Source organism: Pseudomonas sp. K8 (genome assembly GCF_014889455.1).
GTDB classification, from domain to species: domain Bacteria; phylum Pseudomonadota; class Gammaproteobacteria; order Pseudomonadales; family Pseudomonadaceae; genus Aquipseudomonas; species Aquipseudomonas veronii.
The window spans coordinates 84,137-109,765 of the sequence record NZ_VJWO01000003.1; the positions used below are offsets into that span (position 1 = coordinate 84,137).

Here is a 25,629-nt window from a genome sequence, read left to right on the forward strand (position 1 = left end):
TGTCATAAGCACGTAACAATAACGATGTTATAGCCATAAGCTGGGATGGCTTTTCGCCCCTTTTATTGGGCAAAGCCGGCTATGATGTGCCTTACGAAGAGAATGGCTTAATCCCTTGCTGAAAAAGCCCGCCCGTTGCAGTCGGTTATTATTCGACGAAGGGTCTGAATATTTCTTTTTGTTGCATCACTTATCTCTCTGCCCCGTCAATCAAGGCCCACAGGCCCGCCAGACGGGGTGGGACGGCACATTCGTGCCACGCGGGCACTCTTCAAGAAAAGTGCTTGATTGAAAACCGAGCCGGCGATGCGTCGCCCGTTCATTTATTGCTGAAAAGCCTGGATTGCCCATGTCGGACCGTTTTGAACTCTTCCTCACCTGCCCCAAGGGCCTCGAAGGCCTGCTGATCGAGGAAGCCGTCGGGCTTGGCCTTGAGGAAGCCCGCGAGCACACCTCGGCCGTGCGCGGCATGGCCGACATGGAAACCGCCTACCGCCTGTGCCTCTGGTCGCGCCTGGCCAACCGCGTGTTGCTGGTCCTCAAGCGCTTCCCGATGAAGGACGCCGAAGACCTCTACCATGGCGTGCTGGATATCGACTGGGCCGATCACATGGTCCCGGACGGCAGCCTGGCGGTGGAGTTCAGCGGTCACGGCTCGGGCATCGACAACACCCACTTCGGCGCGCTGAAGGTCAAGGATGCGATTGTCGACAAGCTGCGCACCCCGACCGGCGAGCGTCCGTCCATCGACAAGATCAACCCGGACCTGCGCATCCACCTGCGCCTGGACCGTGGCGAAGCGATTCTCTCCCTCGACCTGTCCGGCCACAGCCTGCACCAGCGCGGTTACCGCCTGCAGCAGGGCGCCGCACCATTGAAGGAAAACCTCGCTGCAGCCATCCTGATCCGTGCCGGCTGGCCGCGCATCGCTGCGGAAGGCGGCGCGTTGACCGACCCGATGTGCGGCGTCGGCACCTTCCTGGTGGAAGGCGCGATGATCGCCGCCGATATGGCGCCCAACCTCAATCGCGAACTGTGGGGTTTCACCACCTGGCTCGGTCACGTCCCGGCGTTGTGGAAGAAACTTCACACCGAGGCCAGCGAGCGCGCTGCCATCGGCATGAACAAGCCGCCGTTGTGGATTCGTGGCTACGAAGCCGATCCGCGCTTGATCCAGCCTGCTCGCAACAACATCGAGCGTGCCGGTCTCAGCCATTGGATCAAGGTGTACCAGGGCGAAGTCGGCACGTTCGAGCCGCGTCCGGACCAGAACCAGAAAGGCCTGGTGATCTGTAACCCGCCCTACGGCGAGCGTCTGGGCGACGAAGCGAGCCTGTTGTACCTCTACCAGAACCTCGGCGAGCGTCTGCGCCAGGCATGCATGGGCTGGGAGGCGGCGGTGTTCACCGGCGCGCCGGACCTGGGCAAGCGCATGGGCATCCGCAGTCACAAGCAGTATTCGTTCTGGAACGGCGCCTTGCCGTGCAAATTGCTGCTGATCAAGGTCAACCCGGACCAGTTCGTCACCGGCGAGCGCCGCACCCCGGAGCAGCGCCAGGCCGAACGTGAACAAGCGGCCTACGACCAGGCCCCGACCGAGCCGCAAGAGCGTCAGTACAACAAGAACGGCAACCCGATCAAACCTGCACCGGCGCCGGCCCCCGTGGTCGAACAGGCGCGCCTGAGCGAAGGCGGGCAGATGTTTGCCAACCGCCTGCAAAAGAACCTCAAGCAACTGGGCAAGTGGGCCAAGCGTGAGGGCGTGGATTGCTACCGCGTCTACGATGCCGACATGCCGGAATATTCCATGGCCATCGACCTGTATCACGATTGGGTCCACGTGCAGGAATACGCCGCGCCGAAATCCATCGACCCGGAAAAAGCCTCCGCGCGCATGTTCGACGCATTGGCGGCCATTCCCCAGGCGCTGAACATCGACAAGAGCCGCGTGGTGGTCAAGCGCCGCGAGCGTCAGAGCGGCACCAAGCAGTACGAACGCCAGAGCGCCCAGGGCAAGTTCACCGAGGTCAGCGAAGGCGGCGTGAAGCTGCTGGTCAACCTCACCGACTACCTTGACACCGGCCTGTTCCTCGACCACCGGCCGATGCGTATGCGTATCCAGAAAGAGGCGGCCGGCAAGCGTTTCCTCAACCTGTATTGCTACACCGCCACCGCCAGCGTGCATGCGGCCAAGGGCGGCGCGCGCACCACGACCAGCGTCGACCTGTCCAAGACCTACCTGGACTGGGCGCGCCGCAACTTCTCCCTCAACGGTTTCTCCGACAAGAACCGCCTGGAGCAGGGTGATGTGATGGCGTGGCTGGAAGCCAGTCGCGATGAGTTCGACCTGATCTTCATCGACCCGCCGACCTTCTCCAACTCCAAGCGCATGGAAGGGATCTTCGACGTGCAGCGCGACCATGTGCAACTGCTCGACCTCGCCATGGCGCGCCTGGCACCGGGCGGCGTGCTGTACTTCTCGAACAACTTCCGCAAGTTCGTGCTTGAGGACAACCTCAGCGAACGCTACGCGGTCGAGGAGATCAGCGACAAGACCCTCGACCCGGATTTTGCGCGTAACGCGAAGATCCATCGGGCCTGGAAAATCACTGCTCGCTGATTGCTCCACCCATCAGCCGCAAGCCTGGAATTATCCGGTCTTGCGGCTTTTTTACGCTGGTCAAACGGAGGGCCGCTCGCTATAACTAAATGTCCGGCCAAAGTGATCCCCCCACACGCTGGCGTTGTGAGTGTTGCCTATGCCGTTGCAAGCCGTTCGCCCGAAGATCCTAGGTTTTATCAATGAGCAGGTATCGGCTTGGTTGATGGCATTGGTGGTGTTTCTGGGCGGTAGCGCCTTGACGATCATCGTCGCCTGGGCGACATCCGACCTCTATCAACAGCAGGGGCGCCAGCGTTTCCAGCTGTTGGTCAATGAGCGATTCACCCGTCTGCAGGAGCGTTTCGAGGACCAGGAGCAACGCCTGACCAGCCTGCAACGCTTTTTCGTCAATTCCAATGATGTGTCCCGCGACGAGTTCGACGGTTTCGCCCAGCCTTTGCTGCTGCGTTCCCGGGCCTATGCCTGGGCGCCGCGGGTTATGCGTGATCAGCGCGCTCAGTTTGAACAGGACGTATCGCGCCAGCGTGGTCTGCCGTTCAGCATACGGGAACTGAATTCACACGGTGAGTTGGCCCCGGCGGTGGAGCGCGATGAATACGTGCCGGTCCTGTACAGCCAGACCCGAAGCCTGCTCGGTTCGCCGCTGGGCTTTGACCTGCTGGCCCAGCCTTTGCGACGCTCGACCCTGGAGCGCGCACAAGCGAGCGGCAAGCTGGCCGTGTCCCAGCCCATGCAGTTGGTGGGGGTGGAGCCGGCCTATGCCACCGGCGTGTTATTGGTCGCGCCGGTCGTCTCCCCGGGCGGAACAGAACCCTACGGCTTTGTGATGGCCGTGATCAGCATGCGCCAGTTGATGGCCGACGGCTTGCCCAAGTCGGACCGCGATAATCTGGTGACGCAGATCGTCGACACTTCCGACCAGCAAGGGCGCCTGTTGTACGAATCCAGCAATGCCCTGGCCGACAGCGATCTGATCGCCGCGCGTCGCCTCACCCTCGGCGATCATGTCTACGCCCTGAACCTGCGCCCCAGCCAGGTGTTCGAACAGGGCAACGGCTCGTCGTTGGTCCCGATCCTGGCCGTGGGCGGGCTCTTCAGCCTGTTGCTCAGTGTCTTGCTCTATATGTTGGTCAGCCAGCGTCAGCGCGCCTTGAAACTGGTGGAGCAGCGTACCGTGCAGCTACGCCTGCGCGAGCAGGAACTGCGCGGCGCCCATGGCCAGTTACGCAGTGTGCTGAACGCCGCGACGCAGGTTGCGATCATTGCCACCGACTTGCACGGCGTGATCAACACCTTCAACGCCGGTGCCGAGCAGATGCTGGGGTTCAAGGCCGAGCACATACTCGGCCGCTCGACCCTGGAGAGCCTGCATGTGGCGGCGGAGCTGGATGTGCGTGCGGCGAGTCTGAGCATTGCGTTGGGCCGGCGAATCCCGCCGAGCCAGGCGATGCTGGTGGAGAGCCCGGGCAGCCCGCACGAGGCGCGCGAGTGGACCTTGGTGCGCGAGGATGGCAGCCGGTTGACGGTGAATATGTTGGGCACCGTGTTGCTGGATGACCATGGCTTATGGGTCGGGCACCTGGCGATGTACCTGGATGTCACCGAGCAAAAACGCGCCTATGAGGCCCTGGCCGTGCGCGACCGTCTGCTGAAAAAGCTCAGCGCCCATGTCCCGGGCGGGATCTTCCAATTCACTCTGGAACCCCAGGACAAGTGGCGGTTTGTCTACGCCAGCGATGGCATGCGCGATATCTATGAGATCGACACAGGGGTGCTGCAACGGGATGCAACGCAGGTCTTGGAGCGCATCCACCCGCTGGATGTCGAGCGGGTGCGTGCGTCGATCCGCTTATCCGCGCTGCAATTGAGCCACTGGCGCGAAGAGTACCGCGTGCAACTGCCGCAACGGGGCCTGCGCTGGATTCGCGGTGAGGCCACGCCGGAAGAACTGCCGGGCGGCGGTACGCTGTGGCATGGCTATGTGTCGGACATTTCCGATCTCAAGCGCGTGGAAGAAGAACTGCGCGCGCTGTCCATCACCGATGCCCTCACCGGAATCCATAACCGTCGGTATTTCCAGGATCGTCTCAAGGCTGAGATGGTCCGCCTCAATCGCACCTCGGGGGCGTTGTCGGTGATCATGCTGGATATCGATCACTTCAAGCGTATCAACGACCAGTACGGCCATGCGGTTGGCGACGCGGTGTTGCAGGAACTGTGCAAGCGCATCAGCCAGCGCTTGCGCCGCACCGATGTGTTCTGTCGCCTGGGTGGCGAGGAGTTCATGGTGTTGTGCCCCAACACCGACGGCGCCCAGGCCTACGGTTTGGCGATGGAGCTTTGGCGGGCGCTGCGCGATGCGCCGATGGGGACGGTGGGAGTCGTCACCGCCAGCTTCGGGGTGGCCAGTTGGCGGGTCGATGAGGGGATCGACGGGTTACTGCTGCGCGCGGATTCGGCGGTGTACGTGGCCAAGCAGGCGGGCAGGGATCGGGTCGAAGCGGAACGCTTGCCGGTGTGAATGTCGACGTCGTACACAACCTGTGGGCGCGGGCTTGCCCACAGGTTGTGGCGGTGTCTAGAGGACTGGCGCCGCTGCCGCCAGCTTTGGCTGGCGGTACAGGTCCAGCAGCACCTGGTCGAGCACCGACGACGCACCCCACGGCTTCGGATCGTTGAGGATCGCCACCACCACCCAGGTATTGCCGTTGTTGTCGCGGCTGAACCCGGCGATGGCGCGCACGGTGTTCAAGGTGCCGGTCTTGACGTGGGCTTCACCGCGCATGGCGGTGGTCTTCAGGCGTTTACGCATGGTGCCGTCGGTGCCGGCGATTGGCATCGAGCTGATGTATTCCGCGGCGTAGGGGCTTCTCCACGCGGCTTGCAACATGGCCGCCATCTCGCGCGCGCTGACGCGTTCGGCACGGGACAGGCCCGAACCGTTCTCCATCACAAGGTGCGGTGAGGTGATGCCTTTTTTCGCCAGCCACTGGCGTACCACGCGTTGCGCGGCCTTGGCATCGTCGCCGTCGGCGTCGTTGCGGAACTGCGCGCCCAGGCTCAGGAACAACTGCTGGGCCATGGTGTTGTTACTGTATTTGTTGATGTCGCGGATGATTTCCGCCAGGTCCGGCGAGAAGGCCCGCGCTAGTACCTTGGCGTCCTTGGGCACCGGTGCCTGGATGTCACGGCCCTGGATGGTACCGCCCAATTCCTGCCAGATCGCCCGCACGGCGCCGGCGGTATACGTGGCGTGATCGAGCAACGACAAGTAGGTCTGCGAGCTGCAGCCATCGCCCAACTGGCCGCTGACGGTCACGGTGATGCTGCCATCCGCCGCCGTCACCGGGTTGTAGCGCACGTCGCCGGTACATTGCTTGGCGTTGGACGCCTTGACCTGATTGTCGATGCGAATGCTGGCGATCGGCGGCTCGACCGACACGATCACGCGTCCGGAATCGTTGCGGGTCACGAAGCGCAGGGCCTTGAGGTTGACCAGCAAGGCATCGGGCTTGACCAGGAACGGTTTGTTCTCGTCATTGCCGTCGTCATTGAACTCCGGCAGTTGCGGCGGGATAAAGAAGCCACGGTCCAGCACCAGATCGCCGGTGACTTGCTGCACGCCATTGGCCCGCAGGTCGCGCATCAGCAGCCAGAGTTTTTCCATGTTCAGCTTGGGATCGCCGCCGCCCTTGAGGTACAGGTTGCCGCGCAATACACCACCGCTGAGGGTGCCGTCGGTGTAGAACTCGGTCTTCCACTGGTGGTTGGGGCCGAGCATTTCCAGGGCTGCGTAGGTGGTGACCAGCTTCATGGTGGAGGCCGGGTTCACCGAGACGTCGGCATTGAAGACGGTGGGGGTGCCGGGGCCGTTCAACGGCAGCATCACCAGGGACAATGCGGTGTTCTGCAACTTGGCCTTCTGCAGGGCCTGTGCGACGTTGGGTGGCAGGGTGTTATTGATCGGGGCGGCGGTGGCGGAAAAAGCCAGCGGCAGGAGAACGCCGGCAAGGAGCAATGGACGCAAAGATTTGATCATAAGGAATAAAACCCTACTGCTGAGGAGGGTGAAAAAGGCGAGGGGTATGTAAGAAAATCCCTCAGTAGTCATGAAAGTGTCGGCATTATGCCCCAAGCTGGAACCACTTGTAGCTGAACGATAGCTGCTAATCGGGGTTTTTTTTCCAGGCATTTCGCCGCCTGTCCCAGAGAGTCGGGCAATCGCTGCCTTAAGCTGCTAAAGTGCCGCCCGTTATTACTTATGAGGATTGTTCCAATGGCGACTAACCGTTCCCAGCGTCTGCGCAAAAAACTGTGCGTTGATGAATTTCAAGAGCTGGGTTTCGAACTGAACCTGGACTTCAACGAAGGCCTGAGTGAAGAAGCTATCGACGCTTTCCTCGAAGCATTCATCAAAGAAGCCATGGAAGCCAACGGTCTGGGCTATGTCGGCGGCGATGACTACGGTCTGGTTTGCCTGCAGAAGCGTGGCTCGGTCTCCGAAGAGCAGCGTGCTGCCGTTGACGCCTGGCTGAAAACCCGTTCCGAGCTGACCAAGGCTGAAGTCAGCCCGTTGATGGACGTGTGGTATCCGGAAAAGCCGATCAACGCGGCTAAGTGATACTAAACAAAACGGCGACCTGAGGGTCGCCGTTTTTTTATGCCTTGCGCCAGTTCAGAATCAGCAGCGTCAACACCCCCGCCACGATCCCCCAGAACGCCGACCCGATGGAAAACAACGTCAAGCCTGACGCGGTGACCATAAAGGTGATCAGCGCCGCTTCCCGTTCCTTCGGCTCATTCATGGCGATGCTCAAGCCATTGATGATCGAGCCAAACAACGCCAACGCCGCAATCGACAGCACCAGTTCCTTGGGCAATGCTGCGAACAAGGCCGCCAATGTGGCGCCGAACACCCCGGCAATGCCGTAGAACACGCCGCACCAGACTGCCGCCGTGTAGCGCTTGTTACGGTCTTCATGGGCGTGGGGCCCGGTGCAGATCGCCGCACTGATTGCCGCCAGGTTGATGCCGTGGGAGCCGAACGGCGCCAGCACCAGCGAGGCCAGGCCGGTGGCGGTGATCAGCGGCGATGCTGGCACGTTGTAGCCATCGGCGCGCAACACTGCGACGCCCGGCATGTTCTGCGAGGTCATCGCCACCACGAACAGCGGGATGCCGATGCTGATGGTCGCCGCCAGCGAGAAGTGCGGCGTGGTCCAGACCGGGGTTGCCACTTCCAGGTGAAAACCGCTGAAATCCAGGAGCCCCATCAGCCCGGACAGCACGCTGCCGATCACCAGCGCGGCGAGCACCGCATACCGCGGCGACAGGCGTTTGATGAGCAAGTAGGTGAAAAACATCCCCAGCACCAGGCCGGTGCGATGCTGCGCGGCGACGAAAATCTCGCTGCCGATCTTGAACAGAATCCCCGCCAGCAACGCCGCCGCCAGCGACGCCGGAATGCGTCTGACCAGTTTTTCGAAGCTGCCGGTCAGCCCGCAGAGCGTCACCAGCACCGCGCAGGTGATGTAGGCGCCGATGGCTTCGCCGTAACTGACGCCACCGAGGCTGGTGATCAACAGCGCTGCGCCGGGTGTCGACCAGGCAATGGTGATCGGTGTGCGGTAGCGCAGGGACAGGCCGATGCTGCACACCGCCATGCCGATGGAAATCGCCCAGATCCACGAGGAAATCTGCGCGCTGGTCAAACCGGCGGCTTGGCCGGCCTGGAACATGAGCACCAGGGAGCTGGTATAGCCGGTCATCATGGCGATGAAACCGGCGACGATGGCCGAGGGAGAAGTGTCGGCCAGTGGGCGCAAGGGCGCTTGGGTGGCGTCGGTCATGGCGAGGTGTTCCTTTTACCTGGGAGTTTGCCAGTGAAGGCGCAGATTCAAGCCTAAACTCAAACGTAACGACTCATTGCAGTACAGCCGGGCTCGCAAACAGCCGTACAGTGTGTTGGCGCATGGGGTTGTGTACAATGTGCGCTGATTTTAGCTGATACTTGCCAGCGCCTCTTTGTTGCCGTATTACCGTTAATTCGCCGCCGTTCTCCCGATCCGAGTGCCCATGAACGAACAGTTGCAACCTCTCAAGAAACAACCGCGAGCCAGCAAGACCGGCCGCAGCGGAACCCAGGACGATATCGTCTACGCGCATATCTTCGAGGCGATTCTCGAACAACGCCTGGCACCCGGTACCAAATTGAGCGAAGAGGCACTCGGCGAAATCTTTGGCGTGAGCCGCACCATCATTCGCCGCGCGCTGTCGCGCCTGGCCCATGAAGGCGTGGTACTGCTGCGGCCCAATCGCGGTGCGGTAGTGGCCAGCCCGAGTGTCGAAGAAGCGCGCCAGGTGTTCCTGGCCCGGCGCCTGGTCGAGCGGGCGATCACGGAACTGGCGGTGCAGCACGCCACGGCGGAGCAGTTGGCCGAGCTGCGGCAGATGGTCAACGACGAACGCGACAGCTTCTCCCGCGGCGATCGCGGTGCCGGTATCCGCCTTTCCGGCGAGTTCCATCTGAAGCTGGCCGAAGCGGCAAAAAACGCGCCGCTGATCAGCTTCCAGCGCAGCCTGGTGTCCCAGACCTCATTGATCATCGCGCAGTACGAAAGCGGCAACCGCTCGCACTGTTCCTACGATGAACACAGCCAGTTGATCGATGCGATCGAAGCTCGGGACGCGGCGCTGGCAGTGAATTTGATGATGCATCACATGGATCATATCGACAGCAAGCTCAACCTCGACGAGGAAAGCGCGTCGGATGATTTGCATGCGGTGTTCTCGCATTTGTTGCAGAGCAAGAAGCCGGGGCGTTCGTCGGTCAAACTCTAAGCCCGATCAAAAAATGTGGGAGGGGGCTTGCCCCCGATTGTGGTGTATCAGTCACTGGATGCTTTGACTGAACCACTGCAATCGGGGGCAAGCCCCCTCCCACATTTGGGTTTGTGGCATATCTGAAATTAGCGTTGGTGGACTAAATTGCCGGCCGCATAGGTCTGCAACACCGCCCGGTCATCCCCCAACGTCATCAATACAAACAACCTCTCGGCAATGTCCTTGGCCTGCTTCATGCGATAGCTGAGCAGTGGCGTGGCGTTGTAATCCAGCACCAGGAAGTCCGCATCGGTACCCGGCTGCAACGTGCCGATCTTGTCCTCCAACCGCAACGCCCGCGCACCGCCCAGGGTGGCCAGGTACAGCGACTTGAACGGGCTCAGTCGCGCGCCTTGCAGTTGCATGACCTTGTAGGCTTCGTTCAACGTCTGCAGCAACGAGAAGCTGGTGCCGCCGCCGACGTCAGTGCCCAGGCCCACGTTGAGTTTGTGCTTCTCGGCCATCGGCAGGTTGAACAGCCCGCTGCCGAGGAACAGGTTCGAGGTCGGGCAGAATGCGACTGCCGAGCCGGTCTGCGCCAACCGCGCGCATTCGTCATCGCACAGATGCACGCCGTGGGCAAACACCGAGCGTTCGCCCAATAGCTGGTAGTGGTCGTACACATCCAGGTAGCCGCTGCGCTCGGGGAACAGCTCGTTGACCCACTCGACTTCCTGCTTGTTCTCACTGATGTGCGTCTGCATGTACAGGTCGGGGTATTCGCCCAGCAGTTGCCCGGCCAGCGCCAATTGCTGCGGCGTGCTGGTGGGTGCGAAGCGCGGCGTCACCGCATAGTGCAGGCGGCCCTTGCCGTGCCAGCGTTCGATCAGCGCCTTGCTCTCCTGGTAGCCGGATTCGGCGGTGTCGGTCAGGTAGTCGGGGGCGTTGCGGTCCATCATCACCTTGCCGGCGATCATGCGCAGGTCGAGTTTTTCGGCGGCCTCGAAGAATGCCTGCACCGATTGCGGATGCACGCTGCCGAACACCAGCGCGGTGGTGGTGCCGTTGCGCAGCAGTTCCTTGATGAAAATCTCCGCGACGTCCTCGGCATGGGCCTTGTCGGCGAACTGGCGTTCGCAGGGGAAGGTGTAGGTGTTGAGCCAGTCCAGCAGCTGTTCGCCATAAGCGCCGACCATGCCGGTTTGCGGCAGGTGGATATGCGTATCGATCAGCCCGGGGGTGATCAGCGCGTCCTGGTAGTGGGTGATTTCGACCTCGGCGGGCAGGTGCGGCAGCAGGTCGTGGGCGTGGCCCAGGGCGCTGATCTGGCCGTTGTCGATGACCAGCAGGCCGTCTTCGAAATACTCATAGGACGCCTCGATCCCCACTTCAGCGGGGTCGGCGAGGCTGTGCAGGATGGCGGCGCGGTAGGCTTTGCGAGTCGAAGGCATGGTGATCTCAATTTAGATAGCTTGGCTGCGACGCGAAGCCGGCAGCAGTTGGGCAATGGGTTCGGCGCTCGCGGTGTGTTGGCCGAAATGGGCGTTATAGGTGGCGATGATTTCGCCGGCGATGGAGATGGCGATTTCCACCGGCAATTTGCCCTTCACCTCGCTAAGGCCCATGGGACAGCGCATGCGTTGCAGTTGTGCGGCGTCGACGCCGCGATCCCGCAGGCGGTGCTCGAACTTGACGCGCTTGGTCTTTGAACCGATCAGGCCGAAGTAGGCAAAGTCATTGCGCTTGAGCAGGGCGGCGCTGAGTTCCAGGTCCAGCGCGTGATTGTGGGTCATCACGATGCAGTAACTGCCCGCGGGCAGGTCGGCAATTTCGTCGACCGGTTCTTCGCTGACGATTTTGCGCACGCCCGGTGGGATGTGTTCCGGGAACTCCTGCTCGCGCGAATCGATCCAGCGCACCCGGCACGGCAGGCTCGCCAGCAACGGCACCAGGGCGCGGCCGACGTGGCCGGCGCCAAATACGGCGATCTGTGCCTGCACCTGGCCCATGGGTTCGAACAGCAGCACGGTCGCGCCGCCGCAGCACTGGCCCAGGCTCGCGCCGAGGCTGAAGCGCTCCAGATGGGTGTGTTGCTGGCCGCGGGCGAGCATGTCGCGGGCGATCTGCATCGCTTTGTATTCCAGGTGCCCGCCGCCGATGGTGTCGAACGTGTGTGCGGCACTGATGACCATCTTCGAACCGGCATTGCGCGGCGTGGAGCCGAGCTCTTCGATGATTGTCACCAGTACGCAGGGTTCGCCCTGGTTTTGCAGGTTGGCGAGGGCGCTGATCCAGTTGTTCATGTCTACCTCAACATTTCTGTTGTCAGTTCTACCGTCATCGGGGGCAAGCACCCTCCCACACTTGAATGTATTCACAGATCAAAAATGTGGGAGGGGCAAGCCCCTTCCCATACTTGAATGTATTCACAGGTGAAAAATGTGGGAGGGGGCTTGCCCCCGATGGCAGCACCTCGATTTACAGCGAAGCCATCTCGGTTTCAGCCTCAACCGCCTTCGCAGCAGCCAACTGCCGCATCTGCTCACAGCCCCACAACACCCGCTCAGGCGTCGCCGGCGCATCGATGTTCGGCTGGTGGCGATAGTCACCCAGGCTCGCCACCGCATCCTTGATCGCGCACCACGAGGCAATCCCGAGCATGAACGGCGGCTCACCCACGGCCTTGGAATGGAACACCGTGTCTTCCGGGTTCTTACGGTTTTCCACCAGCTTCACGCGCAAATCCAAGGGCATGTCGGCCACGGCCGGGATCTTGTAGCTGGCCGGACCGTTCGTCATCAGCTTGCCCTTGTCGTTCCACACCAGCTCTTCCATGGTCAGCCAGCCCATGCCCTGGATAAAGCCGCCTTCGACCTGGCCAGTGTCGATGGCCGGGTTCAGCGAAGCGCCGACGTCGTGGAGGATGTCGGTGCGCAGCATCTTGTATTCGCCGGTCAGGGTGTCGACGATCACTTCGCAGCAGGCCGCGCCGAACGCGAAGTAGTAGAACGGCCGACCGCGCGCCTGGCTGCGGTCGTAGAAGATTTTCGGGGTCTTGTAGAAGCCGGTGCTCGACAACGACACCTGGGCGAAATACGCCTGCTGGATCAGGCTTTCAAAGCTCAGGATCTGCTCGCGCACGCGCACATGGCCGTTGTGGAATGCCACGTCCGCTTCGCTCACCGCGTAGTGGCGCGCGGCAAATTCCACCAGGCGTTGCTTGATGGTTTCGGCGGCGTTCTGCGCGGCCTTGCCGTTCAGGTCGGCACCGCTGGAGGCGGCGGTCGGCGAGGTGTTGGGCACCTTGTCGGTGTTGGTGGCGGTGATCTGCACACGGTCGATGTCCACCTGGAACACCTCGGCCACCACTTGCGCGACCTTGGTGTTCAAGCCCTGGCCCATCTCGGTGCCGCCGTGGTTCAGGTAAATGCTGCCATCGGTGTAGATATGGATCAGCGCGCCGGCCTGGTTGAGGAAGCTGGCGGTGAAGGAAATGCCGAATTTTACCGGGGTCAGCGCCAGGCCTTTTTTCAGGATCGGGCTGTGCGCGTTGTAGCGGCGGATCGCTTCGCGGCGCTCGGCGTATTGGCTGCTGGCCTCAAGCTCGGCGGTCATCTCTTCGAGCAGGTTGTGCTCGACGGTCTGATAGTAGTGGGTGACGTTGCGCTCGGTCTTGCCGTAATAGTTGGCCTTGCGCACCGCCAACGGGTCGAGGGCCAGATGACGGGCGATGGCGTCCATGACTTCTTCGATGGCGACCATCCCTTGCGGGCCGCCGAAGCCGCGGTACGCGGTGTTGGACGCGGTGTTGGTCTTGCAGCGATGGCCGTTGACCGTGGCATCGCCCAGGTAATACGCGTTGTCGGCGTGGAACATGGCGCGGTCGACAATCGAGTTCGACAGGTCTGGCGAACAGCCGCAGTTACCCGCCAGCTCCAGCTGGATGCCGTGCAAGCGCCCGCTGTCGTCGAAGCCGACGTCGTATTCGATATAGAAGGGGTGGCGCTTGCCGGTCATCAGCATGTCTTCGACGCGCGGCAGACGCATCTTGGTCGGCTGCCCGGTAAGGCGCGCGACCACCGCACACAGGCACGCCGGGCTGGCGGCCTGAGTCTCCTTGCCGCCGAAACCGCCGCCCATGCGGCGCATGTCGACGACGATCTTGTTCATCGACACGTCGAGCACTTCGGCCACCAGCTTCTGCACCTCGGTGGGGTTTTGCGTGGAGCAGTAGACGATCATGCCGCCGTCTTCGGTGGGCATCACCGAGGAAATCTGGGTTTCCAGGTAGAAGTGTTCCTGGCCTCCGATATGCAGCGTGCCCTGGATGCGATGCTTCGCGGCCGTCAGCGCTGTCGCCGAATCGCCGCGTTGATGGGTGTGGCTGTCCAGCACGAAATGCTGGTTGCGGTAGGCCTCGACCACGTCCAGCACCGGCTCCAGGTCTTCGTATTCGATCACTGCGGCCAGCGCCGCTTTACGCGCGGTTTCCAGGTCGCGGGCGGCCACGGCCAGCACCACCTGGCCGACGAACTGCACGGTGTCGATGGCCAACAGCGGATCACCCGGCAGCAGCGGGCCGATGTCTTTGAGCCCCGGCACGTCTTCGTGGGTGATGACGATACGCACGCCGTCGAAGGCGTAGCAGGGCGCGGTATCGATGTTGAGGATTTTGGCGTGGGCGCGGTCGGACAGGCGCGCATACAGGTGCAACTGGTTGGGGAATTCCAGGCGGTCGTCGATGTACTGCGCTTCGCCGGATACGTGCTTGGCGGCGCTGTCGTGCTTGACGCTGCGGCCGACGCCGGAGGTCAGGTCCTGAGAAAACAGCTCGGCCAGTTCGGCCTGGGTTTTTGCCACCGCGTGATGGTTAGACATAGGCGGTCACCCGAGTTTCGATGTGCGGCGTTTGCAGCTCGATGAAATATTTGCGCAGCAGGTTCTGCGCGCTGAGCAGGCGGTATTCCTTGCTGGCGCGAAAGTCCGACAGCGGGGTGAAATCCTCGGCCAGGGCGGCGCAGGCGTGCTCCACGGTGGCGGCATTCCAGGGCGCGCCGATCAGCACGGTTTCGCAGTGCTGTGCGCGTTTGGGCGTGGCGGCCATACCGCCGAAGGCGACGCGGGCGTCGCTGATCACACCGTCGTCGATCTTCAGGTTGAACGCCGCGCACACCGCGGAAATATCGTCGTCCAGGCGCTTGGATACCTTGTACGCCCGGAACCGCGTGTGGCCCTTGGGCACGATGATCTTCTCGATGAACTCGCTGTCCTGGCGTGCGGTGACGCGGTAGTCGATGAAGTAATCTTCCAGCGCCAGGGTGCGACGGACGTTGCCCTTGCACAGCACGATCTGCGCGCCGAGGGCGATCAGCAGCGGCGGCGAATCGCCGATCGGCGAGGCGTTGCCGATGTTGCCGCCCAGGGTGCCCTGGTTGCGGATTTGCAGGGAGGCGAAGCGCTGCAGCAGTTCGCCGAAGTCCGGGTATTCGTGGCGCAGCGCGGTGTAGCAATCGGAGAGGGCGGCGGCGGCGCCGATTTCCAGGCGATCGTCGAACGTCTCGATGCGCTTCATCTCGTCGATATTGCCGACGTAGATCATCACCGGCAGCGTGCGGTGGAACTGCGTGACTTCCAGCGCCAGGTCGGTGCCACCGGCCAGCAGGCGGGCTTGGGGGTAGGCGTCGTAGAGGTCGGCCAGGTCGGCGACGGTCAGCGGCACCAGGCAGCGTTTGTCACCGCTGTTGAGTTCAGCGGTGTGCGTCGGCGCGATGGCCTTGAGGCGGGCGATGGTCTGGGCCTCGCGGCTGTCGAACTGATCCTGGGGTTTGTTGCAGCAGGCCTGTTCGGCGGCGGCGAGGATCGGGCGATAGCCGGTGCAGCGGCACAGGTTGCCGGCCAGGGCTTCATGGGCTTTGTCGCGGTCGGGCGCGTCGCTGTTTTTTTGCAGGGCGAACAACGACATCACAAAACCGGGGGTGCAGAAGCCGCATTGCGAACCGTGGCACTCCACCATCGCCTGTTGCACGCTGTGCAGTTGGCCCTGGTGCTTGAGGTCTTCGACGCTGATCAACTGTTTGCCGTGCAACGACGACACGAACGTCAGGCACGCATTCAGGCTGCGATAGCGAATCCGCTCGCCCTGCTCGTCGCTGTGCAGTTCGCCAACCACCACGGTGCAGGCGCCGCAATCGCCGCTGGCACAGCCTTCCTTGGTGCCGGGTTTGCCCACATGCTCGCGCAGGTAGTTGAGCACGGTCAGGTTGGGGTCCAGGGCGTGCTCGCTACGGAGTTCCTGGTTAAGTAAAAACTGGATCACGGAAGGCCTCGCAGACTCATTATTGTTGTTAACCGCTTTGCGCCGAATCTAGTCATGTCTGACTTTTCGGTCAATGATTTTCTGACCTAAAGGTCAAGAAAGTGCGGTCACAACCCTATCAATTATGGTCCAGTCTTCTGGAACCGGCGTTTTTGGGGGCTTCTGGCGGTTCATCGTTGCTTATTTCATGCCAAATTCTTGAAGGTGGGCCGAGCGCCATCAGCGGGCATTTGCGCTACACTGGCGCGCTTGTATCGATAGAAGATTTTGAAGGGAAAACATGACGTTCAAGGCGCCGGACAGTCTCGCCGAGCAAATCGCTCACCACCTCGCCGAACGTATCATTCGCGGCGATCTCAAGCCTGGGGAACGGATCCAGGAACAGAAGGTTACGCTGGCACTCAACGTCAGCCGCGGCTCCGTGCGTGAAGCCTTGCTGATCCTCGAACGTCGCCACCTGATCGCGATCCTGCCGCGCCGTGGCGCCCACGTCACCGAACTCACCGCGCACAAGGTGCAGAGCCTGTGTACGTTGATGGCCGAGCTGTACATCCTGCTCGGCAATGCGGTGGCGCAGGGCTGGCAGACCCAGGCCGACATGGCGCCGTTCGTGCAGATCCAGCAGCGCCTGGTGAGCAATTTCGAACGCCAGGACATCCGCGCCTTCGTCGCAGAAAGCTTCAATGTGATGCGTGCCGCGTACCCCTTCGCCAACAATCCGTATTTGCAGGAAACCGTCGAGAACCTGCAGCCGGCGATGAACCGCGCCTATTACCTGGCCCTGGATCAACGCAAGGCCTCCATGAGCGAATACCTCGCGCTGTTCGAGCAATTGCTCGCCGCCGTGCTCGCCCGTGACTTGCCGCAGATTCGCCTGGTGCTGTCGGCCTACGGCCAGCGCAGTTGCTCGCTGGTGATCGCTGCGTTGGCGGACGCCTAAGCGTGCGGCTCAAGTGCATCAAACTGGCGGGGTTCAAATCCTTCGTCGACCCGACCACGGTGAACTTCCCCAGTAACATGGCGGCGGTGGTCGGGCCCAATGGCTGCGGCAAGTCGAACATCATCGATGCCGTGCGCTGGGTGATGGGCGAGAGCTCGGCAAAAAACTTGCGTGGCGAGTCGATGACCGACGTCATCTTCAACGGCTCCACCAGCCGCAAGCCGGTGAGCCAGGCCAGCATCGAACTGGTGTTCGATAACTCTGACGGCACCCTGGTCGGCGAATACGCGGCCTACGCGGAAATTTCCATCCGCCGCAAAGTGACGCGCGACAGCCAGAACAGTTACTTCCTCAACGGCACCAAGTGTCGCCGTCGGGACATCACCGATATCTTCCTCGGCACCGGCCTTGGCCCGCGCAGCTACTCGATCATCGAACAGGGCATGATCTCCAAGCTGATCGAAGCCAAGCCCGAAGACCTGCGTAACTTTATCGAAGAAGCTGCCGGCATCTCCAAGTACAAGGAACGCCGTCGCGAGACCGAAAACCGTATCCGCCGCACCCATGAAAACCTCGCCCGCCTGACCGACCTGCGCGAAGAGCTGGAGCGCCAGTTGGAGCGCCTGCACCGTCAGGCCCAGGCCGCCGAGAAGTATCAGGAATACAAGGGCGAAGAACGTCAGCTCAAGGCACAACTGTCGGCCTTGCGCTGGCAGGCGCTGAACGATCAGGTCGGCCAGCGCGAAGCGATCATCGGCACCCAGGAAATCAGCTTCGAAGCCCTGGTGGCCGAACAACGCAACGCCGACGCCAGCATCGAGCGCCTGCGCGACGGGCATCATGATCTGTCCGAGCGCTTCAATCTGGTGCAGGGCCGCTTCTATTCGGTGGGCGGCGACATCGCCCGGGTCGAGCAGAGCATCCAGCACGGCCAGCAACGTCTGCGCCAGTTGCAGGACGATCTGAAGGAAGCCGAGCGCGCGCGCCTGGAGACCGAGTCCCACCTCGGCCACGACCGCACCTTGCTGCTGACCCTCGGCGAAGAGCTGGACATGCTCACCCCCGAACAGGAAGTCACCAGCGCCGCTGCCGAAGAAGCTGCCGCCACCCTGGAAGAATCCGAGACCACCATGCACGGTTGGCAGGAGCAGTGGGACACCTTCAACCTGCGCTCCGCCGAACCGCGCCGCCAGGCTGAGGTGCAGCAGTCGCGCATCCAGCAACTGGAAACCAGCATGGAGCGCCTGGCCGAGCGCCAGCGTCGCTTGCAGGAAGAGCGTGTGCTGCTCGCCGCCGACCCGGAAGACGCGGCGATCCTGGAGCTGAGCGAGCAACTCGCCGAAAGCGAAATGACCCTCGAAGAGCTGGAAGCCAGCGAAGAACAGCAAGTGGAGCGCCTGGAGCAATTGCGTCAGCAACTGCAACAGGCGACCCAGGCCCAGCAACAGGCCCAGGGCGATCTGCAGCGGCTCAACGGGCGCCTGGCGTCCCTCGAAGCCTTGCAGCAGGCCGCGTTGGACCCTGGCACCGGCACCGCCGAATGGCTGCGTGACCAGCACTTGGCCGAACGCCCGCGTCTGGCGGAGGGCTTGAAGGTCGAGGCCGGTTGGGAACTGGCGGTGGAAACCGTGCTCGGCGCCGACCTGCAAGCGGTGCTGGTGGATGATTTTGCCGGCTTCGACCTGGCCGGTTTTGCCCAGGGCGATCTGCGCTTGCTCAGCCCCGCCGCCGATGGCGCGCGTGTGCCGGGCAGCCTGCTGGATAAAGTCGAGGCCGCGCTTGACCTGGCGCCGTGGCTGGGCCAGGTCAAACCGGTGGAATCCCTGGAGCAGGCGCTGGCCCAGCGCGGTCAACTGGGCGCCGGCGAAAGCCTGATCAGCCGCGACGGCTATTGGGTCGGCCGCCACTTCCTGCGGGTGCGCCGCGCCAGTGAGGCGGAAAGTGGCGTATTGGCCCGTGGCCAGGAAATCGTCAAGCTGATCGCCGAGCGTGAAGAGCGCGAAGCCACCCTGGAAAGCCTGGAAACCGAACTGCAGACCCTGCGCGCCACCCAGCGCCAGCAAGAGACCGGCCGCGAACACCTGCGCCGCCTGTTGCAGGACGAAGCGCGCCAGCAGGGCGAATTGAAAGCCCAGTTGTCGGCGAGCAAGGCCAAGGTCGAGCAACTGACCCTGCGCCGCACACGCCTCGACGAAGAAGTGGCCGAGATGGGCGAGCAGCGCGCCCTCGAACACGAACAGATCGGCGAGGCGCGCCTGCAATTGCAGGAAGCCCTCGACAGCATGGCCGTCGACACCGAGCAGCGCGAATTGCTGCTGGCCCAGCGCGACAGCCTGCGCGAACGCCTCGACCGGGTCCGCCAGGAAGCGCGCCAGCACAAGGACCACGCCCACCAGTTGGCGGTGCGCCTCGGCTCCCTGCGCGCCCAGCACGATTCCACGCGCCAGGCCCTGGAGCGCCTGGAGATGCAGTCCGAGCGCCTGACCGAAAAGCGTGAGCAACTGAGCCTCAACCTGGAGGAGGGTGAAGCGCCCCTGGAAGAGTTGCGGCTCAAGCTCGAAGAGCTGCTCGACAAGCGCATGACCGTCGACGAAGAACTCAAGACCGCACAAATCGCCCTGGAAGACGCCGACCGCGAACTGCGCGACGCGGAAAAACGCCGCACCCAGGCCGAGCAGCAATCCCAACTGATTCGCGGCCAGCTCGAACAACAGCGCATGGAATGGCAAGCCCTGACCGTGCGCCGCAAAACCCTGCAGGACCAACTGCTCGAAGACGGCTACGACCTGCACGGCGTGCTCAACACCCTGACCGCCCAGGCCAACGAGAAAGACGCCGAAGAAGAACTTGAGCGGATTGCCGCGCGTATCCAGCGACTCGGTGCGATCAACCTCGCCGCCATCGACGAATACCAGCAACAGTCCGAGCGTAAACGTTATCTGGATGCTCAGGACGCCGATCTGGTGGAAGCCCTGGACACCCTGGAAAACGTGATCCGCAAGATCGACAAGGAAACCCGCAACCGCTTCAAAGATACCTTTGATCAGATTAACGGCGGTTTACAGGCGTTATTCCCAAAAGTTTTCGGTGGCGGCAGCGCTTACTTGGAACTGACGGGCGAAGATCTACTCGATACAGGGGTAACGATCATGGCGCGGCCTCCGGGCAAGAAGAACAGCACCATCCATTTGTTGTCCGGCGGCGAAAAAGCCCTGACCGCATTGGCCCTGGTGTTTGCCATCTTCAAGTTGAACCCGGCGCCGTTCTGCATGCTCGATGAAGTTGACGCGCCACTGGATGACGCTAACGTTGGACGTTACGCACGCCTGGTCAAAGAGATGTCCCAGACCGTGCAGTTCATCTATATCACCCACAACAAGATCGCCATGGAAATGGCGGATCAGTTGATGGGGGTGACGATGCACGAGCCGGGCTGTTCGCGATTGGTGGCGGTGGATGTCGAAGAGGCGATGGCGATGGTGGATTCCTGAGCCATGCCGGCAGCGAAGATTATCAGCGCGATGTAGGGCGGTTTACCGGTCTGACGAAAGTGGCAAATTGGCATATTTGTTCAAGGCATTTTGACAGACGGTGTAAAGTTATCTTTGGTCGTGCTAGTTTAATGTCAATTTTTCGTATGCGTGGGCAAAACGTCAGTCAGAACATAGAGTTGGCGCCACGTTTTAAAGCGGTTTGCACGGTGCTAAACCCCTTATTTTTCAGCATTTTTTATTAGAGGCACGGGATTACATGGAAATCGGTCTGCGCGAGTGGCTGATCGTCATCGGCATTATTGTCATTGCCGGTATTCTTTTTGATGGCTGGCGCCGTATGCGCGGCGGCAAGGGCAAGCTCAAGTTCCGTCTGGACCGCAACCTGTCCAACTTGCCCGACGACGACGGCAGCGCCGAGCTGCTGGGGCCGCCCCGTGTGCTGGATACCCACAAGGAACCGCAACTGGACGAACATGACTTGCCGTCCATGAGCGCCCCTGTGCGCGAAGCCCGCGAGCCGTCCTCCAAGCGTGGCAAACGTGGCAGTGCCGCCGCCGCCGAGCCGCATCAGGGCGACCTGAACCTGGGCGTGGACGACGGCCCGAGCTTCAGCAGCCGCGATGACGATTTCCCTGACGAGAGCCCGGCCAAGAGTGCGCCGCGCCAGTCGGTGAACGATCAGCCGGCCGCCGAAGAAGTCCTGGTGATCAGCGTGATCTGCCGCGACGCCGCTGGCTTCAAGGGCCCGGCACTGTTGCAGAACATCCTGGAAAGCGGCCTGCGCTTTGGCGAGATGGATATCTTCCACCGCCACGAAAGCATGGCCGGTAATGGCGAAGTGCTGTTCTCGATGGCCAACGCGGTCAAGCCGGGCACCTTCGACCTGGACGATATCGACCTGTTCAGCACCCCGGCGGTGAGCTTCTTCCTCGGCCTGCCGGGTCCGCGTCATCCGAAACAGGCCTTCGACGTGATGGTTGCCGCAGCGCGCAAACTGTCCCAGGAGCTCAACGGCGAACTGAAGGACGATCAGCGCAGCGTCCTGACCGCCCAGACCATCGAACACTACCGTCAGCGCATCGTCGAGTTCGAGCGTCGCGCCCTGACACAGAAACGCTGAGGTTTGGCCTCAAGCGTTGTCGATAGAATAAGCGCACCAACATTTGAGCAGCTTCGGCTGCTCTTTTGCTTTATGAGAGAACACCCATGACCGCCGCCCACACCCGCATCCTCGAATTGCGCGCTGAACTGGATCAGCACGACTACCGTTATTACGTCCTCGACGAGCCGAGCATTCCGGACGCCGAGTACGATCGCTTGTTCCAGGAACTCAAGGCCCTGGAGGCCGAGCATCCGGAGCTGGTCACGCGTGATTCGCCGACGCAGCGGGTCGGCGGTGCGGCGTTGTCGGCGTTCACTCAGGTCAAGCATGAGATTCCGATGCTCAGCCTGGGCAACGCCTTCGATGAAACCACCATGCTCGAGTTCGATCGCCGGGTGACCGAAGGCCTCGACCTGCCGGCCGGTGACCTGTTTGGCGGCGGTGCTGCGGTGGAATACAGCTGCGAGCCGAAGTTGGATGGCCTGGCGGTCAGCCTGCTGTATCTGAACGGCGAACTGGTGCGCGGCGCCACCCGGGGCGACGGCACCACCGGCGAAGACATCAGCGTGAATGTGCGTACCGTGCGCAATATCCCGTTGAAGCTGCACGGCAGCGGCTGGCCGGCGACCCTGGAAGTGCGCGGCGAGGTGTTCATGTCCAAGGCCGGTTTCGAGCGCCTGAACGCCTCGCAACTGGAAGTCGGCGGCAAGACCTTCGCCAACCCGCGCAACGCCGCCGCCGGCAGCCTGCGCCAGCTGGATTCGAAAATCACCGCCAGCCGCCCGCTGGAGTTCTGCTGCTACGGCATTGGCCAGGTGACGGCGGATATCAGCGACACCCACATCGGCAATTTGCAGCAGTTGCAGAAGTGGGGCATGCCGATCAGCCATGAGCTGAAACTGGCCAAGGGCATCCAGGAATGCCTGGACTACTACCGCGATATCGGCGAGCGGCGTAGCAACCTGCCCTATGAAATCGACGGCGTGGTGTTCAAGGTCAACAGCATTGCCTCCCAGCGCGAACTGGGTTTCCGCGCTCGCGAGCCGCGGTGGGCGATCGCGCACAAATTCCCGGCCATGGAAGAGTTGACCGAGTTGCTCGACGTGGAATTCCAGGTCGGCCGCACCGGCGCCGTCACCCCGGTGGCGCGGCTGAAACCGGTCAAGGTCGCGGGTGTGACCGTGTCCAACGCCACCCTGCACAACATGGATGAAGTGGCGCGCCTGGGCCTGATGATCGGCGACACGGTGATCATCCGCCGCGCCGGGGACGTGATCCCGCAGGTCGTCTCGGTGGTCACCGAGCGCCGCCCGGCACACGCCCGCGCGGTGCATATCCCGGAAAGCTGCCCGGTGTGCGGCTCCCACGTCGAGCGCACGCAACTGGTCAAGCGCAGCAAGGGCAAGGAAACCGTCAGCGAAGGCGCGGTGTACCGCTGCGTCGGTCGCCTGGCCTGCGGGGCGCAGCTCAAGCAGGCGATCATCCATTTCGTCTCGCGCCGGGCGATGGACATCGACGGCCTGGGCGACAAGACCATCGAGCAACTGGTCGACGAAAAACTCATCGCCTCGCCGGCGGATTTGTACATGCTCAAGTACGAACAGATCATCGACCTGGAAGGCTTTGCCGATGTCTCCAGCAAGAAGCTGATCAGCGCCATCGAACACAGCAAGACGCCGACCCTGGCACGTTTCATCTACGCCCTGGGCATTCCCGACGTGGGCGAGGAGACCGCCAAGGTGCTGGCGCGCTCCCTGGCGTCCCTGGAGCGCGTGCAGCGCGCTTTGCCGGAAGTGCTGACGTACCTGCCGGACGTGGGCCTGGAAGTGGCGCACGAGATCCACAGCTTCTTTGAAGACCGCCACAACCAGGACGTGATCGGCGCGCTGTTGGCGCCGGACAAGTGCGGCCTGCAACTGCAGGACCAAGGCGACCTGGCCGCGGAGTTCGCCGCCAGCACCACCCTCGGCGGTTTGCTCGACAAACTCAACGTGCCCAGCGTCGGCCCCGGCGCCGCGCAGAAACTGGCGGACAAGTTCGGCTCCCTCGAAGGCGTGATCAAGGCCGACTGGCTCGATATGCGCCAGGCGCTGCCCGAGAAGCAGGCCAAGGCCGTGCGCGAGTTCTTCGATAACCCCGACCACGCCCAGTGTGCCCTGGCCATCGAGCAGCAACTCGAGGAATTCGGCATGCACTGGCAGAGCGCGAAAACAGTGATCGAAGGTTTGCCGGAGGCGGGGCACACCTGGGTGCTGACCGGCTCGCTGGAGCGGATGAGCCGCGACGTGGCCAAGGACAAGCTCGAAAGCCTCGGCGCCAAGGTGGCCGGTTCGGTGTCGGCGAAAACCTATTGCGTGGTGGCCGGGCCGGGTGCCGGTTCGAAGTTGGCCAAGGCCGGCGAACTGGGCCTGAAGGTTCTGGACGAAGACGCCTTCGTGGACTTTCTGGCTCGGCACAACATCACTGTCTGACAACTTCCTGTGGCGCGGGCGCTTGTTCCCGCTGGGCTGCGAAGCGGCCCTTCGAAGAAAGTGGAACGATCCCGGGCGCGAAATGATCTAGTCTTCGTCACCCCGGGAGAGATCGCCATGTACCGCTTCTTCGAGCAACTCAGTTCGCGCATCGCCGCACCGTTCATGGCCGAATCCTCGCGCAACAGCAAGGTCTGGCAGTGCCGGTGTGGCCAGTCGTTGTTCTTTCGCAACAGCCAATGCCTGGCCTGCTCGGCGCTGCTCGGCTACCCACCGCAACAAAGCCGCCTGTCTTCATTGCACGCGGGCCCGGTCGCCGACACTTGGCTGCTGGACGACAACCCCGACGCCGGCGCTTTCCGCCGCTGCGCCAACCTCGACAGCCCGGCCGCCTGCAACTGGCTGATTCCCGCCCACAGCACCGCCGCGCTGTGCGTGGCGTGCAGTCTGAATCGCACCATTCCCGACCTGTCGATCGCAGAAAACCCCGAGCGCTGGGGCAAGGTCGAGACCGCCAAACGCCGGCTGGTGGCGCAACTGATCAGCCTGGGTTTGCAGGTCGTGCCCAAAAGCGTCGACGAAGACAACGGCCTGGCCTTCGACTTCGTTGGCATCGACCTGGAAGGCAACGCGCCGACCACCGGCCATGCCAACGGCCTGATCACCCTCGACATCAAGGAAGCCGACGATGCCCACCGCGAAAAAATCCGCGTGCAGATGCGCGAACCGTACCGCACCTTGCTCGGCCACTTTCGCCATGAAGTCGGCCATTACTATTGGGACCGGCTGATCGCCAACAGCCACTGGCTTCCAGCGTTTCGCCACCTGTTCGGCGACGAACGCGCCAGTTACGCCGACGCCCTCGACCAGCACTACCAGAACGGCCCGCGCGCGGATTGGCACCACACCTGCGTCAGCGCCTACGCCACCATGCACCCCTGGGAAGACTGGGCCGAAACCTGGGCGCATTACCTGCACATGATGGACGCCGTCGACACCGCCCTGGGCTTCGGCATGAGCGCCCGCGAAATGGACCTGGATTACCAGCCGTTCCCCCGCACCACCCTCTACGACCCCGAACACCCCGGCGGCGCGGCGTTCCTGTCATTCGTCAACGCCTGGATCGAACTGGCCGGCATGCTCAACGAACTGTCCCGCGCCATGGGCCAGCCGGATTTCTACCCCTTCATACTGCCACCGGCAGTGATCGCCAAGCTGCACTTCATTCACCTGGTCATCCAGGAAGAGGGCGGCAGGGCAGATGAGGCCCTGCAGGCACAGGCATGAAGGAGAGATCCGGACGGTTAGGGCAAGTGCTTGAACCTCTTCATTTTTTAATCCCGTACTAACGGTTGTAACTTCCGATCAGATCGGTACAATGGCGCGGCTTGCCGAGAGGCCAGCGTCGTTATGGTGACCCCATCGGTCCCCCCGCAACGATTACCCGTGAACCTGGTCAGAGCCGGAAGGCAGCAGCCACAGCGGGAACATTGTGTGCCGGGGTGTGGCTGGTGGGGTTGCCTCCTATCTCTAAATCCTTGATTCTACAAGGATTTGTCAGTTAAAAATCTCGAAGTGTGACAGCGTTTAAGCACACCAATTTGGTGCGCTGCTCGTCATAATACCTGAGCCAAAAAACAAGTACGTTGATTTAAGCTGACTCGAAGCCGTGATGGCATTTCGTTATCTTTCGGATGCTGTTAATCTCTAGACGCATTGGGAACGGGTATTTCCGGCATATCTCGCTTCCACTGATCCACCCTTCGATATTCATTTGGCGAGGACTGCTGAATGCGAAACGTGTCACTTATCCCCAAATTTTTTGGTTGTGATGTTTGTATCAGCATAAAAGTCTTAATAA

15 protein-coding genes and 1 other RNA gene are annotated in these 25,629 nt (G+C 62.1%); 10 read left to right on the forward strand and 6 right to left on the reverse strand.

Translation table 11 applies throughout. The features are described 5' to 3' along the window. Positions 1 to 349: 349 nt before the first annotated feature. A complete protein-coding gene (gene rlmKL / locus INT12_RS03180) occupies positions 350 to 2,620 on the forward strand; it encodes a bifunctional 23S rRNA (guanine(2069)-N(7))-methyltransferase RlmK/23S rRNA (guanine(2445)-N(2))-methyltransferase RlmL (RefSeq protein WP_017845222.1) in 2,271 nt (756 codons plus the stop codon). A gap of 139 nt (positions 2,621 to 2,759) precedes the next feature. After that, positions 2,760 to 5,144: a diguanylate cyclase gene (locus tag INT12_RS03185; RefSeq protein WP_193039802.1), complete on the forward strand. Its 2,385-nt coding sequence runs from the start codon at positions 2,760 to 2,762 to the stop codon at positions 5,142 to 5,144. Positions 5,145 to 5,201: 57 nt separating this feature from the next. Here INT12_RS03185 and dacB read toward each other — a convergent pair whose 3' ends face one another. After that, on the reverse strand, positions 5,202 to 6,662 hold the full coding sequence (dacB, locus tag INT12_RS03190) for a D-alanyl-D-alanine carboxypeptidase/D-alanyl-D-alanine-endopeptidase (RefSeq protein WP_017845224.1): 1,461 nt from the start codon (positions 6,660 to 6,662) through the stop codon (positions 5,202 to 5,204). 237 nt (positions 6,663 to 6,899) lie between these two features. Here dacB and INT12_RS03195 point away from each other — a divergent pair, with 237 nt between their 5' ends. Beyond that, entirely contained in the window at positions 6,900 to 7,244 is a 345-nt protein-coding gene (locus tag INT12_RS03195) for a YggL family protein (protein ID WP_017845225.1), read from the forward strand. 37 nt (positions 7,245 to 7,281) lie between these two features. Here the strand turns inward: INT12_RS03195 and INT12_RS03200 are convergent, their stop codons facing one another. After that, positions 7,282 to 8,472: a benzoate/H(+) symporter BenE family transporter gene (locus tag INT12_RS03200; protein WP_046489409.1), complete on the reverse strand. Its 1,191-nt coding sequence runs from the start codon at positions 8,470 to 8,472 to the stop codon at positions 7,282 to 7,284. 226 nt (positions 8,473 to 8,698) lie between these two features. On the opposite strand from INT12_RS03200, the gene INT12_RS03205 reads away from it, so the two are divergent. After that, complete coding sequence (locus INT12_RS03205; RefSeq protein WP_046382440.1) at positions 8,699 to 9,463, forward strand: GntR family transcriptional regulator; 765 nt, start codon at positions 8,699 to 8,701, stop codon at positions 9,461 to 9,463. A gap of 128 nt (positions 9,464 to 9,591) precedes the next feature. Here the strand turns inward: INT12_RS03205 and guaD are convergent, their stop codons facing one another. The 4 genes from guaD to xdhA form a co-directional block, all read right to left on the reverse strand. After that, a complete protein-coding gene (guaD, locus tag INT12_RS03210) occupies positions 9,592 to 10,896 on the reverse strand; it encodes a guanine deaminase (protein WP_193039803.1) in 1,305 nt (434 codons plus the stop codon). A 12-nt stretch (positions 10,897 to 10,908) separates the two neighbouring features. Next, a complete protein-coding gene (gene xdhC, locus INT12_RS03215; RefSeq protein ID WP_017845229.1) occupies positions 10,909 to 11,748 on the reverse strand; it encodes a xanthine dehydrogenase accessory protein XdhC in 840 nt (279 codons plus the stop codon). A gap of 175 nt (positions 11,749 to 11,923) precedes the next feature. After that, complete coding sequence (gene xdhB / locus INT12_RS03220) at positions 11,924 to 14,323, reverse strand: xanthine dehydrogenase molybdopterin binding subunit (RefSeq protein WP_193058757.1); 2,400 nt, start codon at positions 14,321 to 14,323, stop codon at positions 11,924 to 11,926. Then, the gene (xdhA, locus tag INT12_RS03225) at positions 14,316 to 15,761 is read right to left on the reverse strand and encodes a xanthine dehydrogenase small subunit (protein WP_017845231.1); all 1,446 of its coding nucleotides are present in this window, start codon (positions 15,759 to 15,761) and stop codon (positions 14,316 to 14,318) included. The genes xdhB and xdhA overlap by 8 nt, the downstream gene beginning before the upstream one ends. A gap of 280 nt (positions 15,762 to 16,041) precedes the next feature. Here xdhA and INT12_RS03230 point away from each other — a divergent pair, with 280 nt between their 5' ends. From INT12_RS03230 to ffs, 6 genes are all read left to right on the forward strand, one after another. Next, positions 16,042 to 16,701, forward strand: a complete 660-nt coding sequence (locus tag INT12_RS03230; RefSeq protein ID WP_017845232.1) for a GntR family transcriptional regulator — start codon at positions 16,042 to 16,044, stop codon at positions 16,699 to 16,701. 2 nt (positions 16,702 to 16,703) lie between these two features. Then, positions 16,704 to 20,192 carry a chromosome segregation protein SMC gene (gene smc, locus INT12_RS03235; RefSeq protein ID WP_126585495.1) on the forward strand — a complete coding sequence of 1,163 codons (3,489 nt, stop codon included), beginning with the start codon at positions 16,704 to 16,706 and terminating at the stop codon, positions 20,190 to 20,192. A gap of 259 nt (positions 20,193 to 20,451) precedes the next feature. Further along, positions 20,452 to 21,315: a cell division protein ZipA gene (gene zipA / locus INT12_RS03240; protein WP_017845234.1), complete on the forward strand. Its 864-nt coding sequence runs from the start codon at positions 20,452 to 20,454 to the stop codon at positions 21,313 to 21,315. An 86-nt stretch (positions 21,316 to 21,401) separates the two neighbouring features. Next, entirely contained in the window at positions 21,402 to 23,768 is a 2,367-nt protein-coding gene (gene ligA / locus INT12_RS03245) for an NAD-dependent DNA ligase LigA (protein ID WP_193058758.1), read from the forward strand. Positions 23,769 to 23,885: 117 nt separating this feature from the next. Next, positions 23,886 to 25,055: a putative zinc-binding metallopeptidase gene (locus tag INT12_RS03250; protein WP_193039806.1), complete on the forward strand. Its 1,170-nt coding sequence runs from the start codon at positions 23,886 to 23,888 to the stop codon at positions 25,053 to 25,055. Positions 25,056 to 25,188: 133 nt separating this feature from the next. Then, an RNA gene (gene ffs / locus INT12_RS03255) (signal recognition particle sRNA small type) lies at positions 25,189 to 25,285 on the forward strand. Positions 25,286 to 25,629 lie beyond the last annotated feature (344 nt).

What these genes read in the sequence shown, in the direction of transcription:
- rlmKL (WP_017845222.1), top strand. Translation starts at nt 350, where the DNA reads ATGTCGGACCGTTTTGAACTCTTCCTCACCTGCCCCAAGGGCCTCGAA.
- dacB (WP_017845224.1), bottom strand. Translation starts at nt 6,662, where the DNA reads ATGATCAAATCTTTGCGTCCATTGCTCCTTGCCGGCGTTCTCCTGCCG.
- INT12_RS03195 (WP_017845225.1), top strand. Translation starts at nt 6,900, where the DNA reads ATGGCGACTAACCGTTCCCAGCGTCTGCGCAAAAAACTGTGCGTTGAT.
- INT12_RS03185 (WP_193039802.1), top strand. Translation starts at nt 2,760, where the DNA reads ATGCCGTTGCAAGCCGTTCGCCCGAAGATCCTAGGTTTTATCAATGAG.
- xdhB (WP_193058757.1), bottom strand. Translation starts at nt 14,323, where the DNA reads ATGTCTAACCATCACGCGGTGGCAAAAACCCAGGCCGAACTGGCCGAG.
- INT12_RS03250 (WP_193039806.1), top strand. Translation starts at nt 23,886, where the DNA reads ATGTACCGCTTCTTCGAGCAACTCAGTTCGCGCATCGCCGCACCGTTC.
- guaD (WP_193039803.1), bottom strand. Translation starts at nt 10,896, where the DNA reads ATGCCTTCGACTCGCAAAGCCTACCGCGCCGCCATCCTGCACAGCCTC.
- INT12_RS03200 (WP_046489409.1), bottom strand. Translation starts at nt 8,472, where the DNA reads ATGACCGACGCCACCCAAGCGCCCTTGCGCCCACTGGCCGACACTTCT.
- zipA (WP_017845234.1), top strand. Translation starts at nt 20,452, where the DNA reads ATGGAAATCGGTCTGCGCGAGTGGCTGATCGTCATCGGCATTATTGTC.
- INT12_RS03205 (WP_046382440.1), top strand. Translation starts at nt 8,699, where the DNA reads ATGAACGAACAGTTGCAACCTCTCAAGAAACAACCGCGAGCCAGCAAG.
- xdhC (WP_017845229.1), bottom strand. Translation starts at nt 11,748, where the DNA reads ATGAACAACTGGATCAGCGCCCTCGCCAACCTGCAAAACCAGGGCGAA.
- ligA (WP_193058758.1), top strand. Translation starts at nt 21,402, where the DNA reads ATGACCGCCGCCCACACCCGCATCCTCGAATTGCGCGCTGAACTGGAT.
- INT12_RS03230 (WP_017845232.1), top strand. Translation starts at nt 16,042, where the DNA reads ATGACGTTCAAGGCGCCGGACAGTCTCGCCGAGCAAATCGCTCACCAC.